Consider the following 17,326-nt stretch of genomic DNA (forward strand, 5'->3'; position numbering starts at 1 on the left):
GTTCTCTTCCTTAACTTACGCGTTGGCGCAGATTTGTTGATTGATCGATTGTGATGTTTGCTGCTGAACTTCGACACTGCCGACGTCCATGAGTTTACTTAACTGTACCGACAGTAAATCGACCGGCCTCTGGCTGGCAACGGTCAGTTCGATACTGATGTTCCCGTCATCGACGCCGGAGCGCATGTTCATGGCGCAGACCTGAAATCCACGGTGGCGAACAACGCGCAGGACGCGCTCCAGAACTTCCGGACGGAAACGGGCCTGAATCGAGACGTTGTGCTGCATCATGACATTTTCTCCAACATGGTTTCGTTGCCTGCGCCCGGTGGCACCAGCGGCCAGACATTTTGGTTTTCGTCGATGGAGACCTGAAGCAGATAGGGACCTTCACTCTTGAAGAAAGCGTCCAGAGCAGCGTCGACTTGATCTTTACGGCTGATACACTGGCCAGGAATATCGAATGCCTTGGCCAGCATAATGAAATCGGGGTTATCCGAGAGGTTGGTTTCGCTGTAGCGTCCATCGAAAAACAGTTCCTGCCACTGGCGAACCATGCCCAGTCGCTGATTGTCCAGCAACAGGATTTTCACCGGCAGCTGTTTTCGCTTGATGGTGCCAAGCTCCTGAACATTCATCATGAATGAACCATCACCAGAAACACAGATAACCGTGTCATCGGGGCGAGCAACCTGTGCGCCTACGGCAGCCGGAACGCCGAACCCCATCGTTCCCAGACCGCTCGAGGTGATGAAATTCTCGGGACGCGAGAAGGTCATGTGCTGTGCGGTCCACATCTGATGCTGGCCCACGTCGGTTGTCACCACGGTGTTGGCGTCCATGCGATCGGAAATTTGTTTTAACAGCAGCGGGGCATAGATGGCTTCGCCAGGGTGGTCATAGCGCCACTCGCCTGCCGCTTTCAATGTCATGACGTCGTCGCGCCAGGCATTGATGGACAACGGCTGTTCAAGCGCGGGCAGCATGGCAGACAAGGATCCCTGCAACGCGACGTGCGCCTGACGCAGTTTGTTTAATTCGGCCGGGTCGATATCCATGTGGATAACGCTGGCGTGTGGCGCGAAGGTATTCAGCTTGCCGGTCACGCGGTCATCGAAACGCGCGCCGACGGCAATCAGCAGGTCACAGGCCTGAACGGCCATGTTGGCGGCCTTGGTGCCGTGCATGCCCAACATCCCCAGATAACACGGGTCGTTGGCATCAGGTGCGCCCAATCCCTTAAGTGTAGCAACGCACGGGATTCCCGTGGCGCGAATAAACGCCCGCAGCTCGGAGACAGCCCCAGCCATGCCAACCCCGCCGCCGACATACAGCATCGGCTTCTGCGCGTTGGCAATCATTTCATAAGCTTGCGCCAGATCCGCGGTAGGATGCGGCAATTCCTGCTCCACCGGCATCAGGTGCGGAACCAGATCGGCGGCAGCCAGCTGAATATCTTTGGGGATGTCGATAAGCACCGGACCCGGACGACCGCTGGTGGCGATGGCAAAAGCCTCGGCCATGATTTCCGGCAGGGCATCCAGAGATTCGACCAGGAAGCTGTGTTTGGTGCAGGCCAGAGACAGCCCCAGTACGTCAATCTCCTGGAAGGCATCGGTGCCTATCATCGCAGACCCTACCTGACCGGTGATGGCGACCACCGGAACAGAGTCCATCAGGGCGTCGGCCAGGCCCGTGATCAGATTGGTTGCGCCCGGACCCGAGGTGGCGATGCAGACGCCGACCTTGCCGGTGGAACGCGCGTAGCCGATGGCAGCCATCGCCGCGCCCTGCTCGTGGCGGCACAGTAGGTGTTCCACGCCGCCGTCATAAAGTGCATCGTACACCGGCATGATTGCTCCGCCCGGATAACCAAACACCTTATCTACCCCGTGTGAACGCAAAGCTTGTACTACCCACTGTGCTCCATTCATCTCTATTCTCCTGCCTTTTGGCTACCAGCGCAGAATTTTATGCTGTTGTTCATAATTCCTCCCGCCTTAATCCGCTAGAAAATAACCTGACCAAAAAAAACCCCCGGACCTTTCGGTGCGGGGGTTCTTTTCAGGTTCAGGCTTGTTTAGTAAGCCTTTCTTCGTCCAAGTGCAGCCCCGCACGGTGGGATAATAATCACCACCACGCTAATCACGACTAGGCTTAGTACTTGGAGAAGGGCTTTCATTTTTAGGTTTCTTAAATTCTTCTTTCGAACGATTGCCTACAGAGTTATCACAGTTAGATATCGCATGACAACACTTTTCTTGCGTTATCATTTCAGGTTTTCGTACAAAAAATCATGAAAAACTCAGGGTTTTCAGGCGCTGGAGCGGACATCGGCGGCATTGGCATTTGATGCTGCATTTATAACCTTGCCCTGAGTATCGCGTCCGAAGAACACCAGTACCGAAATAATAATCGCGACCGTACCGGCGACCATCGCCATCGCCAGGCCATAGTTGTGACCATGACTTTCGGCGATATAAGCCTGCAAGGTCGCATTCACCGAAGCAATCAGATTACCCAGCTGATACACAAAGCCCGGCAGCACGGCGCGGGTTCCTGCAGGAACAAGTTCGGTAAGGTAGGTCGGGATCACGCCCCAGGCACCCTGCACCATGAACTGCATCAGGAAAGCGCCCAGCCCCAGCGTCCAGAACCGCCCGCAAACGCCCACAGCGGCAACACCGGCAGAGAGAGCAGCGCGGCAATGATAATGGCCTTCTTGCGGCCAATCCGTTCTGAAAGAGTGCCGAAAGTGACACCGCCGATGATGGAGGCAATGTTGTAGCAGATGGCGATAATGCTGACGGTATGGGCATCGAAGCCGTGCTGGACCTTAAGGAACGTCGGGTAAAGATCCTGCGTGCCGTGGCTGAAGAAGTTGAATGCCGCCATCAACACCACCAGATAAACACAGAGTTTCCAATGCGTTTTCAGCACCGGCAGCAACGCGGTGCTTTCCTTGCGCTCGCGCGCCGCCAGCCAGACCGGCGATTCCTGCACTTTGTAATAGATAAACGGCAGCAGGAAAATCGGTACGGCGCCAATCACGAACATGCCACGCCAGCCCACCACGCTATAAAGCAACCCGTAAACCACGCCCGCCAGCAGATAACCAAACGGATACCCCGCCTGAAAAATACCGGACATCAGGCCGCGCGAACGGTCAGGAATGGTTTCCATGGCAAGCGACGAAGCCACTCCCCACACCCCGCCCATTGCCACGCCGTATATCACGCGCAGGATGAGGAATACGGTGAGGGACGGCGCGGCCGCCGTACACAATTCAAAAACGAAAAGAACAGGATATTGACCATCAGCACAGGCTTGCGGCCAAACCTTTCCGCGGCACGACCAAACAGCAGTGCGCCAATCGGTCTGACGGCAAGGGTCAATAAAATAGCCAGGGTCACTTCTTTGATATCAACCTGATAGGAGGTTGCGATATCACTCAGCAGAAATACCAGCAGGAAAAAATCGAAGGCATCCAGCGTCCAGCTCAGGAAACTGGCAATGGCGACATTACGTTGTCGGGCGGTCCAACCAAACATGTGATTTACCTTATTCGAAGAGGCAGGGAAACAACTGCGACAGGGAAGATGTTTTGTTTATTTTTTGTTAATTGCTCACGTTAAGTAATACATGCGGGTGAAATAAGCAGCAAGATTATTAGCGGGCTAATTTGTATCCAAAAAAGGCGAAGTGTTAGTTTGTGTTTCGCCTCGTGTGGAGAGGCTTCGCAGCCCGTTGCAATGCCGTAGAGATTTGCAGGAATTGTTTGCGGCATTTCGCGGAGAAAAAGTATTTAGACGTCGTTTTCCCCTCTCTTTCTCCGACATACTGCGTTTTTCGGGCAAACAGGAAAGCGGCATGTCATTGTCGGTCGTCAATACTCGAGCCTCGCTGGGCATAGACGCGCCGCGTGTCTCGATCGAGGTGCATATCAGCAATGGTCTGCCTGCGCTTACCCTGGTGGGCCTACCTGAAACTACGGTCAAGGAGGCGCGTGACAGAGTGCGCAGCGCGCTTATCAACTGCGGGTTCACCTTTCCGCCCAAACGCATCACGGTGAACCTCGCCCCTGCCGATCTTCCCAAAGAAGGTGGCCGCTATGATCTGCCCATCGCACTGGCCATTCTCGCGGCCTCTGAGCAGCTTGTAACGGACAGGCTAGGGCAATACGAGTTTATTGGGGAGTTAAGCCTTTCAGGCGCGTTACGCGGCGTTAACGGAGCTATTCCCGCGGCAATGGCGGCGCAGAAAGCCGGAAGGCGGCTGATTCTGCCTGTGGATAATGAGCGCGAGATGGCGCTATTGGAAGAAGACACCGTGTGGGTGGCCGAGCATCTGCTGGCAGTGTGTGCCTTCTTGCAGGGTGCAGGCGAATTGCAGGCGGTAAAACGTGACGCCGGCCCCTTTCCAGAACCGCCGGTTGGCGACCTGTGCGAGATTATCGGTCAGGAGCAGTCGAAACGCGCGCTGGAGGTGGCGGCGGCAGGCGGGCACAACCTGTTGCTGCTTGGGCCGCCCGGCACCGGCAAAACCATGCTCGCGAGTCGTCTACCCGGCATTCTGCCGCCGCTGACACAACAGGAAGCGCTGGAAACCGCGGCGATAGTCAGTCTGGTTTATGCTCCACAAGGGCAAGATGCCCATCAGGCGGCCTACTCGCGGCAGCGCCCTTTTCGCGCGCCGCATCACAGCGTTTCGCTGACGGCGCTGGTAGGCGGGGGTTCAATCCCGCGTCCCGGCGAGATTTCGCTGGCACACAACGGGGTATTGTTTCTAGACGAGCTGCCTGAATTCGAACGCAAGGTGCTGGATGCCCTGCGACAACCGATGGAGTCTGGTGAAATCACGATTTCGCGCACCCGTGCCAAGGTAAATTTTCCGGCGCGAATGCAGTTGATTGCGGCGATGAATCCCAGCCCGACCGGGCATTATCAGGGCCCGCACAACAGAACGCCGCCCCGGCAGATTCTGCGCTATCTCAGTCGACTTTCAGGGCCTTTTCTGGACCGCTTTGATCTCTCGCTGGAAGTCCCGCTGTTGCCGCCCGGTTTGCTGAGCCAGCAACACAGGCAACAGACGCAAAAGCCTCGGGAGAGCAGCCAACAGGTGAAAGCGCGGGTAGTGGCAGCTCGTGAGGTTCAACGGGTGCGTAACGGAAAGTTGAATGCCCATTTGAGCAGCCGCGAGGTGCAACAATTCTGCAAATTGACGCGAGAGGATGCGGAGTTTCTGGAAAGTGTGTTACAAAAGCTGGGATTGTCGGTTCGGGCGTGGCATCGGATCCTCAAAGTCGCCAGAACGCTGGCCGATCTCGACGGACAAGAGGGTATTGGAAAGGCGCAATTAGCCGAAGCATTAAGCTATCGCTGTATGGATCGGCTATTGTTAACGTTGCACAAAAATCTGGCATAAAAAAACGGGGACAAGCCCCGTTTCGTTAATCGTCGCTGTCGGTGTAATCTTCCACCGCGTCAGCCTGCGGTTTACCGCCTGACAACGTATGGAATTTCTTCGGACGACGGGTGCGGATGATGTACTTGTTCCACACTTTTTCAGCGTCGGTTGCCGGCTCGCGGGTCCCGCGGCAAACATCCAGAAACAGCTTTTCTTCTTCGGTTACCGGTTCGCGTTTTCCAAGGTCCAGCTCGTTGAAAGCATAGCCGTGACGTTCTAGCAATTGCGCTTCTTTAATGGTGAAATCGCCATGCCGGGAGAACCCGCGAGGGTAATGTTTATTGTCAAAAAAACGATTTGTCGTGGTGAAGCTTTCCGCCATCTGACACGCTCCTAATTCTCTCATGGTCGTGCTGTTATGGCGCGGAGTATTAGATAGGCTTGACAATCTGTAAAACAAAACATTTAAATCTTAACGACAAAAAATTTTGGAGATGGTAGTGGACACGGAATTACTGAAAACCTTTTTGGAGGTCAGTAGAACTCGTCACTTTGGTCGGGCGGCTGAATCTCTGTATTTGACGCAGTCGGCAGTGAGCTTTCGCATCCGTCAGCTGGAGACCCAGCTGGGGGCAAATTTGTTTACACGTCATAGAAATAACATCCGTTTGACGCCCGCCGGAGAGCGTCTGCTGCCCTATGCGGAAAACCTGATGTCGACGTGGCAAATTGCCAAAAAAGAGGTTGTGCGTTCACTCCAGCACACAGAATTGTCGATTGGTGCAACGGCATCACTTTGGGAATCCTACCTCACTCCCTGGTTGCAGGCTTTGTATCAGCAGCGCGAGGCATTGCGCCTTGAAGCGCGGGTCGCATTACGACATTCGCTGGTCAAGCAACTGCACGAAAGACAACTCGATTTACTGATAACCACCGAACCGCCAAAGATGGATGAACTGTCGAGTCAGCTGCTGGGTAATTTTTCGCTCCGTCTCTACTGTTCGCAGAATCAGGATAAAACCGCACAGAGTGCTTACATCAGGCTGGAATGGGGCGCGGATTTTCCGCAGCAGGAGAGCAGAATGCAGGCAAGCGATCAGGAGCCGGTATTAACCACCACGTCGGCCCATCTGACACGCCAGCTGCTTGAAACGACGGGCGGATGCGCCTTCCTGCCAAGCCACTGGGAGAAAGACTACCCGCATTTGTCGGTATATCCCGATGTGCCGCCGGTGGTCAGGCCGCTGTATGCCGTCTGGCTGCAAAACAGCGATCAACAGGTATTAATCCGTCAACTGCTTAAAACTCCCCTCGAAACAGAAGGTTGATGAATTTTCGCGGCAGTTCACGTCGTTTTCAGCTGTGGATGGCGGGCTCGGCGTGTGGTCCAGTAGGAGCCCATGCCTTTTTGCAGCGCAATAAAGATAAACAGTAAAATCCCCATTACAATCTTGGTCCACCATGAACTCAGGGTGCCGTCGAAGGTGATATAGGTCTGAATCAGGCCCTGAATCATTACCCCAAACAGGCTACCCAGCACCGTGCCTACCCCGCCGCTCAACAAGGTTCCGCCAATGACTACGGCGGCAATGGCATCCAGCTCGACGCCGCTTGCCGCCAGCGCATAACCGGCCGAGGTGTAGAGCGAAAAGACGATCCCCGACAGTACCGCCAGCGTGCTCGACAGCATGTAAATCGAAATCGTGGTTTTCCTGACCGGCACGCCCATGAGTCCCGCAGACAACATATTGCCGCCAATGGCATAGACGTTGTTACCAAACTTTGTCCTGTGCGCCAGCACCATCCCTATCAACACGACACAGAGCATCACCAGCGCCAGTAACGTAAAGCGTCCGCCGCCCGGCACTTTCCAGGCAAAGTTGGCGAGCGTGGTATACAGCGGATGGTTGATAGGCAGTGACTCTTCGGAGACGATAAAACTCATGCCGCGAACAAAGAACATGCCCGCCAGCGTGATGATAAACGCGGGCAGCTTCAAGGTATCGATAATCCAGCCCATCAGCCCGCCAAACAGCGCGCCCATGACCAGGACAATTGCGAAGGCGTAAAAAGGCGGCACGCCGTAGACGCCAATCAGCTTGGCCAGTGCCAACCCCGTAAAGGCAATCACCGAGCCCACGGAGAGATCGATACCGCCGGACAGAATCACAAAGGTCATGCCGACGGCGACGATGCCCAAAAAGGCGTTGTCGGTCAGCAGGTCAAACAGGACTCGGGTCGATGCGAAGCCCGGAAACTGGGTAAAGCAGTAACCATAACCGGCCAGAAAAACCAGAATGGTGATGAGCAGGGGAGATTGCGTTTAAGCATTATTCTTTTCTCCGAAACAGCGTGCCAAGGGAAACGCGCGGTGACTGCACAACCAGCACGGCCAACACCACCACGGCTTTGAGCACCAGATTAAACTCCGGCTTGAAGCCCGAAAGCAGAATGCCGGTATTCATTCCCTGAATAATCAGCGCACCAATCAGCGACAAAAGCAGATTAAAACGGCCACCAAGCAACGATCCGCCACCGATGACGACGGCAAGAATGGCGTCCAGCTCCAGCCACAGACCGGCGTTGTTGGCATCGGCTCCGCGAATATCGGCCGTCACGATGACACCGGCCACGGCGGCGCAGATCCCGCAGATGACATACACCGAAATCAGCACCAGACGCGCGTTGACACCCGCGTTGTAAGATGAGCGTACGTTGATGCCTACCGACTCGATAAACAGCCCCAGCGCCGTTTTACGCGTTAATAGCCACAGCAGCAGCAGCATGGCGGCGGCGATAATAATCGGCATGGGCAAGGTCAGCAGCGAACCGCTGCCAAACTGTGACAGGCCATTATGCTCGAACGTCACGATTTGCCCTTCGGTGATCAGCTGAGCGATACCGCGACCGGCCACCATTAGCATCAGCGTGGCGACGATGGGCTGAATTTGCAGAACGGCGACCAGAAAACCGTTCCATAATCCGCAGGCCGCGCCGACCGCAACGGCCGTTAGCAGCACCGTCGTCAACGGATAACCGTGAACCGTCATGGTGGCCGCTGTCGCGCCCGCAATCGCCATGACCGCCCCGACGGAGAGGTCTATCCCGCCCGTGGCAATCACCAGCGTCATGCCCAGCGCAAGAATCGCGACAGGCGCACCGCGATTGAAAATATCGACCAGGCTGCCGAACAGTCGGCCGTCCTGAAGATGAATGTTGAAGAAACCGGGGGCCACCAGGCTATCAATTACCAAAATAGCCAGAAACGCCCCGACCTGTGTGGCCCCTTTGGGGAATACCCAGCGGACCTTGCGCGGTCTTCCCGTCATCGGCAGACTCCTGTTCGTCATGGATATCCCCCTATTGGACCGCAATCGCAGTCATGATGGCCGGAACCGAGATCTGGTCCTGCTCGATTTGCGTGATGTGCTTCCTGTCGCGGAGCACCACAATTCTGTCGGCATAACCGGCCAGCTCTTCCAGTTCGGAGGAGATAACCAGCAGCGCCAGGCCTTCGTCGCACAGCTTTTCAATCAGGCGGATGATTTCGGCATGCGCGCCGACGTCAATGCCGCGCGTAGGTTCGTCGAGAATAAGAAAACGGGGATTCGTCGCCAGCCAGCGCGAGAGCAATACCTTCTGCTGATTGCCGCCGGACAGATATTGAATTTCCTGCTCGGCGCTCGGCGTGCGAATGCCCAGCAGTTTGATAAATTTATCGGCAATCTGGTTTTGCTCTTTCATCGACAGCGGACGAAGCCAGCCGCGCTGGGCCTGCAACGCCAGAATGATATTTTCCCGCACGGTGGCCGCGCCGATAATCCCGTCGGTTTTGCGGTCTTCGGGACAGTAGCCAAATCCGAGATGAGCCGCCTTGCGCGGGGTACGGATGCTGACCGCTTTGCCATCGACTTTGGCGGTTCCCGTATCATGGCTCTTGATGCCGAAAATAAGCTGCGCCGTTTCGGTACGGCCCGAGCCGAGCAATCCGGCCAAACCCACGATTTCCCCGCGCCTGACGTTAAGATCAAAGTTTTCGACCAGCCCACGCCGCCCGTAGTCTTTGAAATCGACCAGCGGATCGCCGGTGACCGCACGATGTTCACCGCGTTTCAGCAGGGCTTCGTCGAAACTATGCCCCAGCATCATGGGCACAAGATCGATGCGTGGCAGATCGCGGGTCAGTGAAGTGCCGACCAGCTTGCCATTGCGCAATACGGTAATGCGATCGCTGATGCGATAGACCTGATCGAGGAAGTGGGTGACAAACACCATGCCCATGCCGCTGGCCTTGAGCTGCATCAGGATGTCGAGCAGCATGCTGACCTCTTTGGCGTCGAGGCTGGCGGTAGGTTCATCGAGAATCAGCACTTGAGCAGAGAGATCGACGGCACGTGCAATGGCGACAATCTGCTGAATGGCTATCGAATAAGTAGAAAGCGGCTGGCTGACATCAAGTGTCAGGCCATAACCTGCCAGCAGAGTGCGTGCCTGCTGGTCCATTTTGCGTTGATTGACCAGACCGAAACGGGTGGGTTCGCGGCCGATAAACAGATTGGCGGCCACCGAAATATTGGGCAGCAGGTTTACTTCCTGATAAACCGTTCCGATACCGAGCGCCTGCGCGTGGGCCGTGCTTTTAGCCTCAATCGGCTCGCCGTTTAAAAAGACGCTACCTTCGGAACGTTGATAAACGCCGGTCAACGCTTTGATAAGCGTAGATTTTCCCGCCCCGTTCTCGCCGAGAAGGGCGACTATCTCGCCACGATTGAGAGTGAAATCGACTTTTTCCAGCGCTTTCACGCCGGGAAATTCGACGGACAAGCCACGGACTTCGAGTAAGGCAGTTGTTTGAAGATTATCCATGTGATTCTTTACCCCGACTGCATCCGCACCATGACCGCTGTCTGTGCAAAATGGGATGATGGAACCGGCCTGGCATCAGGTCCAGGCCGGTAATACGCTTAGTAGCCCATGTCTTTTTTCATGTCGTACTCTTTCTGCGCCATATCGGGCAGGACGAGGGTAGACTCAGTCTGGATAAATTTCGGAGGTTGTGTGCCGTCTTTTTTCATCTTGATGAGCGCATCGAGAGCCGGACCCGCCATGTTTGGCGTCAACTCTACGGAGGCATTGGCTTCACCATTGAGCATGGCCTTGTAGATATCCGGTACGCCATCGATGGACACTACCTTGATTTGCGATCCCGGCTTCAGCCCGGCTTCTTTGATGGCTTGAATGGCACCGATCGCCATATCGTCGTTATGGGCATAAACGGCGCAGATGTTTTTGCCGTTTTGCTCGGCCTTGATAAAGCTCTCCATGACCTCTTTACCTTTACTGCGGGTAAAGTCACCGGATTGCGAACGAATGATTTTTACGTTGGTGGCAGAAGTCAGCGCATCGGCAAATCCTTTTTGCGGTTCAGTGCCACGCTTGCACCTACTGTTCCCTGCAGTTCGACGACGTTACACGGTTTTCCGGCCACTTCTTTGACCAGCCAGTCCCCTGCAACCTTACCTTCGTGAACGCTGTCCGATGCTACGGCGGCGGTATACAGAGACGGATCGCTGACTTCAATTGTGCGGTCCAGCAGGAAGACGGGGATCTTGGCTTCTTTGGCTTCTGTCAGAACGGGAGCCCAGCCGGTAGCGACCACAGGCGCGATGAAAATGGCATCGACACCCTGCGCAATAAAGGATCGTATTGCCTTGATTTGGTTCTCTTGTTTCTGTTGCGCATCGGCAATTTTCAGGGTGACGCCGCGTTTTTGTGCTTCGAGTTTGGAGACTTTGGTTTCCGCAGAAACGCCAACCAGATTCAGAACCGATTTGAGAAAAACCGACGACTAACGGCGCTGCCTGTGCGGCTCCACAAAATGCCGTTGCCACTGCTGCTGCCAGGATTAAACGTTTATACATTGTTATTTCCTCATGCGTAGTCTGAGCTACTTTCAATTGAGTCTTGTAGGGTGCGGCATAGAGAGACACTAAAACCGTGTTTAACGGGTGAGCAGAGCTTCACCAGGCACACTTAGTTTTAGACGTTTGAAGAAACGGTATCTTGAGCACGGTCACATAGCTGATTAACAATCGATTCGTGCATGTATTCAGCTAAAAAAACACAACAAACCGGTCATGAAAAAGGAGAAATAAAGGAGGGAGATTAGGGTTATGCGTGTTGGTGAGCCATTAATGGACTCACGAATAGGGATTATTTGACGATCGACCGCGTAGTTTTACGTCATTTAGCGGAAAAGATGAGCAAGGAAGGAAGGCGCGACAATGTCGAGACGAAAAAAAACCCCTCGCTTTCGCGAAGGGTTCTTAATATGGCAGGGGCGGAGAGACTCGAACTCGCGACACCCGGTTTTGGAGACCGGTGCTCTACCAACTGAGCTACGCCCCTAAATCTGCTTACTATTATGCCTGCTAAATTTTAGCAGGCATAATTTTTAATAAGTGGCGGAACGGACGGGGCTCGAACCCGCGACCCCCTGCGTGACAGGCAGGTATTCTAACCAACTGAACTACCGCTCCACCGGTTCTTTCACTCACGACGGACAATCGGTCCGCTGTCAGTTTGTTCTCGCTATTTTTCCTTGTCAGGGGAAAGGAGAACGAATTTGATGCCTGGCAGTTCCCTACTCTCGCATGGGGAGACCCCACACTACCATCGGCGCTACGGCGTTTCACTTCTGAGTTCGGCATGGGGTCAGGTGGGACCACCGCGCTACTGCCGCCAGGCAAATTCTGTTTATTTTCACCGCCTTCCCCTACTGCGGGCCGGCCATGAAAACCAATCTTCGAACAAGCTGATAGTTAAAACTGCGTCTCTTCAAAACACCTTCGGTGTTGTAAGGTTAAGCCTCACGGGTCATTAGTACTGGTTAGCTCAATGCATCGCTGCACTTACACACCCAGCCTATCAACGTCTTGGTCTTAAACGTCCCTTCAGGGGGCTTATAGCCCCAGGGAAGACTCATCTCGAGGCAAGTTTCGCGCTTAGATGCTTTCAGCGCTTATCTTTTCCGCATTTAGCTACCGGGCAATGCCATTGGCATGACAACCCGAACACCAGTGATGCGTCCACTCCGGTCCTCTCGTACTAGGAGCAGCCCCTCTCAATCTTCCAACGCCCACGGCAGATAGGGACCGAACTGTCTCACGACGTTCTAAACCCAGCTCGCGTACCACTTTAAACGGCGAACAGCCGTACCCTTGGGACCTACTTCAGCCCCAGGATGTGATGAGCCGACATCGAGGTGCCAAACACCGCCGTCGATATGAACTCTTGGGCGGTATCAGCCTGTTATCCCCGGAGTACCTTTTATCCGTTGAGCGATGGCCCTTCCATTCAGAACCACCGGATCACTATGACCTACTTTCGTACCTGCTCGAGCCGTCACTCTCGCAGTCAAGCTAGCTTATGCCATTGCACTAACCTCACGATGTCCGACCGTGATTAGCTAACCTTCGTGCTCCTCCGTTACTCTTTGGGAGGAGACCGCCCCAGTCAAACTACCCACCAGACACTGTCCTCACCCCGGATTACGGGGCCGAGTTAGAACATCAAACATTAAAGGGTGGTATTTCAAGGTTGGCTCCACGCAGACTGGCGTCCACGCTTCAAAGCCTCCCACCTATCCTACACATCAAGGCTCAATGTTCAGTGTCAAGCTATAGTAAAGGTTCACGGGGTCTTTCCGTCTTGCCGCGGGTACACTGCATCTTCACAGCGAGTTCAATTTCACTGAGTCTCGGGTGGAGACAGCCTGGCCATCATTACGCCATTCGTGCAGGTCGGAACTTACCCGACAAGGAATTTCGCTACCTTAGGACCGTTATAGTTACGGCCGCCGTTTACCGGGGCTTCGATCAAGAGCTTCTCCTTGCGGATAACCCCATCAATTAACCTTCCGGCACCGGGCAGGCGTCACACCGTATACGTCCACTTTCGTGTTTGCACAGTGCTGTGTTTTTATTAAACAGTTGCAGCCAGCTGGTATCTTCGACTGTCTTCGGCTCGGGAAGCAAGTTCCTCCACCTAGCGACAGCGTGCCTTCTCCCGAAGTTACGGCACCATTTTGCCTAGTTCCTTCACCCGAGTTCTCTCAAGCGCCTGAGTATTCTCTACCTGACCACCTGTGTCGGTTTGGGGTACGATTCAATGTTACCTGATGCTTAGAGGCTTTTCCTGGAAGTGCGGCATCAACTGCTTCATCACCGTAGTGACTCGTCATCACGCCTCGGGGTTAAGGTGAACCGGATTTACCAGGAACACCCCCTACACGCTTAAACCGGGACAACCGTCGCCCGGCCAGCCTAGCCCTCTCCGTCCCCCCTTCGCAGTAACACCGAGTACAGGAATATTAACCTGTTTCCCATCGACTACGCCTTTCGGCCTCGCCTTAGGGGTCGACTCACCCTGCCCCGATTAACGTTGGACAGGAACCCTTGGTCTTCCGGCGTGCGGGTTTTTCACCCGCATTATCGTTACTTATGTCAGCATTCGCACTTCTGATACCTCCAGCAGACCTCACAGTCCACCTTCGACGGCTTACAGAACGCTCCCCTACCCAACAACGCCTAAGCGTCGCTGCCGCAGCTTCGGTGCATGGTTTAGCCCCGTTACATCTTCCGCGCAGGCCGACTCGACCAGTGAGCTATTACGCTTTCTTTAAATGATGGCTGCTTCTAAGCCAACATCCTGGCTGTCTATGCCTTCCCACATCGTTTCCCACTTAACCATGACTTTGGGACCTTAGCTGGCGGTCTGGGTTGTTTCCCTCTTCACGACGGACGTTAGCACCCGCCGTGTGTCTCCCGTGATAACATTCTTCGGTATTCGCAGTTTGCATCGAGTTGGTAAGCCGGGATGGCCCCCTAGTCGAAACAGTGCTCTACCCCCGAAGATGAGTTCACGAGGCGCTACCTAAATAGCTTTCGGGGAGAACCAGCTATCTCCCGGTTTGATTGGCCTTTCACCCCCAGCCACAAGTCATCCGCTAATTTTTCAACATTAGTCGGTTCGGTCCTCCAGTTAGTGTTACCCAACCTTCAACCTGCCCATGGCTAGATCACCGGGTTTCGGGTCTATACCTTGCAACTTGACGCCCAGTTAAGACTCGGTTTCCCTACGGCTCCCCTATACGGTTAACCTTGCTACAAAATATAAGTCGCTGACCCATTATACAAAAGGTACGCAGTCACACCACGAAGGTGCTCCCACTGCTTGTACGTACACGGTTTCAGGTTCTATTTCACTCCCCTCGCCGGGGTTCTTTTCGCCTTTCCCTCACGGTACTGGTTCACTATCGGTCAGTCAGGAGTATTTAGCCTTGGAGGATGGTCCCCCCATATTCAGACAGGATGTCACGTGTCCCGCCCTACTCATCGAACTCACAATCTGTGCGCTTTTGTGTACGGGAGTATCACCCTGTACCCTGCGACCTTCCAGACGCTTCCACTAACGCACAAACTGATTCAGGTTCTGGGCTGTTCCCCGTTCGCTCGCCGCTACTGGGGGAATCTCGGTTGATTTCTTTTCCTCGGGGTACTTAGATGTTTCAGTTCCCCCGGTTCGCCTCGCATGGCTATGTATTCACCATGCGATAGTGTGACGTATCACACTGGGTTTCCCCATTCGGGTATCGTCGGGTATAACGGTTCATATCACCTTACCGACGCTTTTCGCAGATTAGCACGCCCTTCATCGCCTCTGACTGCCTAGGCATCCACCGTGTACGCTTAGTCGCTTAACCTCACAACCCGAAGGTGTCTTTGCAGACGCGTTCGAAGCCGTGATTATTTGAGAGACTCTGCTGCAGGTTACTCACTGCCCAATACTTCTACGGGGGCAGATTTCAGCTGCAGCGTTTCAATTTTTCAGCTTGTTCCAGATTGTTAAAGAGCAAAATACTTCGCAGCACACTGTTGCCAGTATACTCTGAAGTATTACGTGAACCGTATGGATATGGTGGAGCTAAGCGGGATCGAACCGCTGACCTCCTGCGTGCAAGGCAGGCGCTCTCCCAGCTGAGCTATAGCCCCATACAGTCACTAACAGATACCTTTATGATTACCACTCGTAAAAGAGTTATTCTTACTCAGGCAAGGCGTGTGCGAGGGAAGTTTACCTGGGTAAACGACCGAGTGCATAACGCAGCATGAGAAAGAATTGGTAGGCCTGAGTGGACTTGAACCACCGACCTCACCCTTATCAGGGGTGCGCTCTAACCACCTGAGCTACAAGCCTATAAAGGTATTTCTGCTCGTTACTATTTCATCAGACAATCTGTGTGGACACTGCACAATGCGTATCTTGAGGTAAGGAGGTGATCCAACCGCAGGTTCCCCTACGGTTACCTTGTTACGACTTCACCCCAGTCATGAATCACAAAGTGGTAAGCGCCCTCCCGAAGGTTAAGCTACCTACTTCTTTTGCAACCCACTCCCATGGTGTGACGGGCGGTGTGTACAAGGCCCGGGAACGTATTCACCGTAGCATTCTGATCTACGATTACTAGCGATTCCGACTTCATGGAGTCGAGTTGCAGACTCCAATCCGGACTACGACGCACTTTATGAGGTCCGCTTGCTCTCGCGAGTTCGCTTCTCTTTGTATGCGCCATTGTAGCACGTGTGTAGCCCTACTCGTAAGGGCCATGATGACTTGACGTCATCCCCACCTTCCTCCGGTTTATCACCGGCAGTCTCCTTTGAGTTCCCGACATTACTCGCTGGCAACAAAGGATAAGGGTTGCGCTCGTTGCGGGACTTAACCCAACATTTCACAACACGAGCTGACGACAGCCATGCAGCACCTGTCTCAGAGTTCCCGAAGGCACTAAGCTATCTCTAGCGAATTCTCTGGATGTCAAGAGTAGGTAAGGTTCTTCGCGTTGCATCGAATTAAACCACATGCTCCACCGCTTGTGCGGGCCCCCGTCAATTCATTTGAGTTTTAACCTTGCGGCCGTACTCCCCAGGCGGTCGACTTAACGCGTTAGCTCCGGAAGCCACGCCTCAAGGGCACAACCTCCAAGTCGACATCGTTTACAGCGTGGACTACCAGGGTATCTAATCCTGTTTGCTCCCCACGCTTTCGCACCTGAGCGTCAGTCTTTGTCCAGGGGGCCGCCTTCGCCACCGGTATTCCTCCAGATCTCTACGCATTTCACCGCTACACCTGGAATTCTACCCCCTCTACAAGACTCTAGCTTGCCAGTTTCAAATGCAGTTCCCAAGTTAAGCTCGGGGATTTCACATCTGACTTAACAAACCGCCTGCGTGCGCTTTACGCCCAGTAATTCCGATTAACGCTTGCACCCTCCGTATTACCGCGGCTGCTGGCACGGAGTTAGCCGGTGCTTCTTCTGCGAGTAACGTCAATCGCTGCAGCTATTAACTACAACGCCTTCCTCCTCGCTGAAAGTGCTTTACAACCCTAAGGCCTTCTTCACACACGCGGCATGGCTGCATCAGGCTTGCGCCCATTGTGCAATATTCCCCACTGCTGCCTCCCGTAGGAGTCTGGACCGTGTCTCAGTTCCAGTGTGGCTGGTCATCCTCTCAGACCAGCTAGGGATCGTCGCCTAGGTGAGCCATTACCCCACCTACTAGCTAATCCCATCTGGGCACATCCGATGGCGTGAGGCCCGAAGGTCCCCCACTTTGGTCTTGCGACATCATGCGGTATTAGCTACCGTTTCCAGTAGTTATCCCCCTCCATCAGGCAGTTTCCCAGACATTACTCACCCGTCCGCCGCTCGTCACCCAGAGAGCAAGCTCTCCCGTGCTACCGCTCGACTTGCATGTGTTAGGCCTGCCGCCAGCGTTCAATCTGAGCCATGATCAAACTCTTCAATTAAAAGTTCGATTTGCTGAAACCAGTTCAGCGATGCTCAAAGTTACTTCAC

General features: G+C 54.2%; 8 protein-coding genes, 4 tRNA genes, 3 rRNA genes and 3 pseudogenes. 2 read left to right on the forward strand and 16 right to left on the reverse strand.

Annotated features, from left to right (window positions below; all coding sequences use genetic code 11):
- Window positions 1–15: 15 nt before the first annotated feature.
- From ilvM to O1V66_RS16475, 4 genes and pseudogenes are all read right to left on the reverse strand, one after another.
- A complete protein-coding gene (gene ilvM / locus O1V66_RS16460; protein ID WP_045049807.1) occupies window positions 16–291 on the reverse strand; it encodes an acetolactate synthase 2 small subunit in 276 nt (91 codons plus the stop codon).
- On the reverse strand, window positions 288–1,934 hold the full coding sequence (gene ilvG / locus O1V66_RS16465) for an acetolactate synthase 2 catalytic subunit (RefSeq protein WP_045049808.1): 1,647 nt from the start codon (window positions 1,932–1,934) through the stop codon (window positions 288–290). The genes ilvM and ilvG overlap by 4 nt, the downstream gene beginning before the upstream one ends.
- Window positions 1,935–2,080: 146 nt before the next feature.
- Window positions 2,081–2,182 carry an ilv operon leader peptide gene (gene ilvL, locus O1V66_RS16470; protein WP_072045129.1) on the reverse strand — a complete coding sequence of 34 codons (102 nt, stop codon included), beginning with the start codon at window positions 2,180–2,182 and terminating at the stop codon, window positions 2,081–2,083.
- A 132-nt stretch (window positions 2,183–2,314) separates the two neighbouring features.
- Window positions 2,315–3,551, reverse strand: a pseudogene (locus O1V66_RS16475) (MFS transporter).
- Between the two features lie 319 nt (window positions 3,552–3,870).
- On the opposite strand from O1V66_RS16475, the gene O1V66_RS16480 reads away from it, so the two are divergent.
- Complete coding sequence (locus tag O1V66_RS16480) at window positions 3,871–5,424, forward strand: YifB family Mg chelatase-like AAA ATPase (protein WP_045049820.1); 1,554 nt, start codon at window positions 3,871–3,873, stop codon at window positions 5,422–5,424.
- Window positions 5,425–5,449: 25 nt separating this feature from the next.
- Here the strand turns inward: O1V66_RS16480 and O1V66_RS16485 are convergent, their stop codons facing one another.
- Window positions 5,450–5,788 carry a MaoP family protein gene (locus tag O1V66_RS16485; protein WP_045049810.1) on the reverse strand — a complete coding sequence of 113 codons (339 nt, stop codon included), beginning with the start codon at window positions 5,786–5,788 and terminating at the stop codon, window positions 5,450–5,452.
- A gap of 118 nt (window positions 5,789–5,906) precedes the next feature.
- Between O1V66_RS16485 and hdfR the strand changes: the two genes are divergently transcribed.
- A complete protein-coding gene (hdfR, locus tag O1V66_RS16490) occupies window positions 5,907–6,734 on the forward strand; it encodes an HTH-type transcriptional regulator HdfR (RefSeq protein ID WP_045049811.1) in 828 nt (275 codons plus the stop codon).
- 17 nt (window positions 6,735–6,751) lie between these two features.
- Here the strand turns inward: hdfR and yjfF are convergent.
- The 11 genes and pseudogenes from yjfF to O1V66_RS16545 all read right to left on the reverse strand — a co-directional run bounded on the left by yjfF (window position 6,752) and on the right by O1V66_RS16545 (window position 17,277).
- Window positions 6,752–7,737: pseudogene (yjfF, locus tag O1V66_RS16495) on the reverse strand (galactofuranose ABC transporter, permease protein YjfF).
- Window positions 7,737–8,756 carry a galactofuranose ABC transporter, ATP-binding protein YtfT gene (ytfT, locus tag O1V66_RS16500; RefSeq protein WP_152623673.1) on the reverse strand — a complete coding sequence of 340 codons (1,020 nt, stop codon included), beginning with the start codon at window positions 8,754–8,756 and terminating at the stop codon, window positions 7,737–7,739. Before ytfT ends, yjfF begins: the two are co-directional and overlap by 1 nt.
- A gap of 10 nt (window positions 8,757–8,766) precedes the next feature.
- Window positions 8,767–10,272: a galactofuranose ABC transporter, ATP-binding protein YtfR gene (gene ytfR / locus O1V66_RS16505; RefSeq protein ID WP_045049814.1), complete on the reverse strand. Its 1,506-nt coding sequence runs from the start codon at window positions 10,270–10,272 to the stop codon at window positions 8,767–8,769.
- A 98-nt stretch (window positions 10,273–10,370) separates the two neighbouring features.
- Window positions 10,371–11,327: pseudogene (gene ytfQ / locus O1V66_RS16510) on the reverse strand (galactofuranose ABC transporter, galactofuranose-binding protein YtfQ).
- 411 nt (window positions 11,328–11,738) lie between these two features.
- A tRNA-Trp gene (locus O1V66_RS16515) sits at window positions 11,739–11,814 on the reverse strand.
- 54 nt (window positions 11,815–11,868) lie between these two features.
- Window positions 11,869–11,945, reverse strand: a tRNA-Asp gene (locus O1V66_RS16520).
- A 91-nt stretch (window positions 11,946–12,036) separates the two neighbouring features.
- Window positions 12,037–12,152 (reverse strand): 5S ribosomal RNA (gene rrf, locus O1V66_RS16525).
- A 112-nt stretch (window positions 12,153–12,264) separates the two neighbouring features.
- Window positions 12,265–15,169: ribosomal RNA gene (locus O1V66_RS16530) — 23S ribosomal RNA — on the reverse strand.
- A 213-nt stretch (window positions 15,170–15,382) separates the two neighbouring features.
- A tRNA-Ala gene (locus tag O1V66_RS16535) sits at window positions 15,383–15,458 on the reverse strand.
- Between the two features lie 128 nt (window positions 15,459–15,586).
- Window positions 15,587–15,663: transfer RNA gene (locus O1V66_RS16540), tRNA-Ile, on the reverse strand.
- 72 nt (window positions 15,664–15,735) lie between these two features.
- Window positions 15,736–17,277: ribosomal RNA gene (locus tag O1V66_RS16545) — 16S ribosomal RNA — on the reverse strand.
- The 16S, 23S and 5S rRNA genes sit together here with 4 tRNA genes alongside, the layout of an rRNA operon.
- Window positions 17,278–17,326: the final 49 nt, after the last annotated feature.

Origin of the sequence: Rouxiella chamberiensis, from assembly GCF_026967475.1 — a bacterium.
In the GTDB taxonomy this organism is placed as follows: Bacteria; Pseudomonadota; Gammaproteobacteria; order Enterobacterales; family Enterobacteriaceae; genus Rouxiella; species Rouxiella chamberiensis.

Coding starts and splice junctions, on each gene's coding strand:
- ilvM (WP_045049807.1), bottom strand. CDS start 291: ATGATGCAGCACAACGTCTCGATTCAGGCCCGTTTCCGTCCGGAAGTT.
- ilvG (WP_045049808.1), bottom strand. CDS start 1,934: ATGAATGGAGCACAGTGGGTAGTACAAGCTTTGCGTTCACACGGGGTA.
- ilvL (WP_072045129.1), bottom strand. CDS start 2,182: ATGAAAGCCCTTCTCCAAGTACTAAGCCTAGTCGTGATTAGCGTGGTG.
- O1V66_RS16480 (WP_045049820.1), top strand. CDS start 3,871: ATGTCATTGTCGGTCGTCAATACTCGAGCCTCGCTGGGCATAGACGCG.
- O1V66_RS16485 (WP_045049810.1), bottom strand. CDS start 5,788: ATGGCGGAAAGCTTCACCACGACAAATCGTTTTTTTGACAATAAACAT.
- ytfT (WP_152623673.1), bottom strand. CDS start 8,756: ATGACGAACAGGAGTCTGCCGATGACGGGAAGACCGCGCAAGGTCCGC.
- ytfR (WP_045049814.1), bottom strand. CDS start 10,272: ATGGATAATCTTCAAACAACTGCCTTACTCGAAGTCCGTGGCTTGTCC.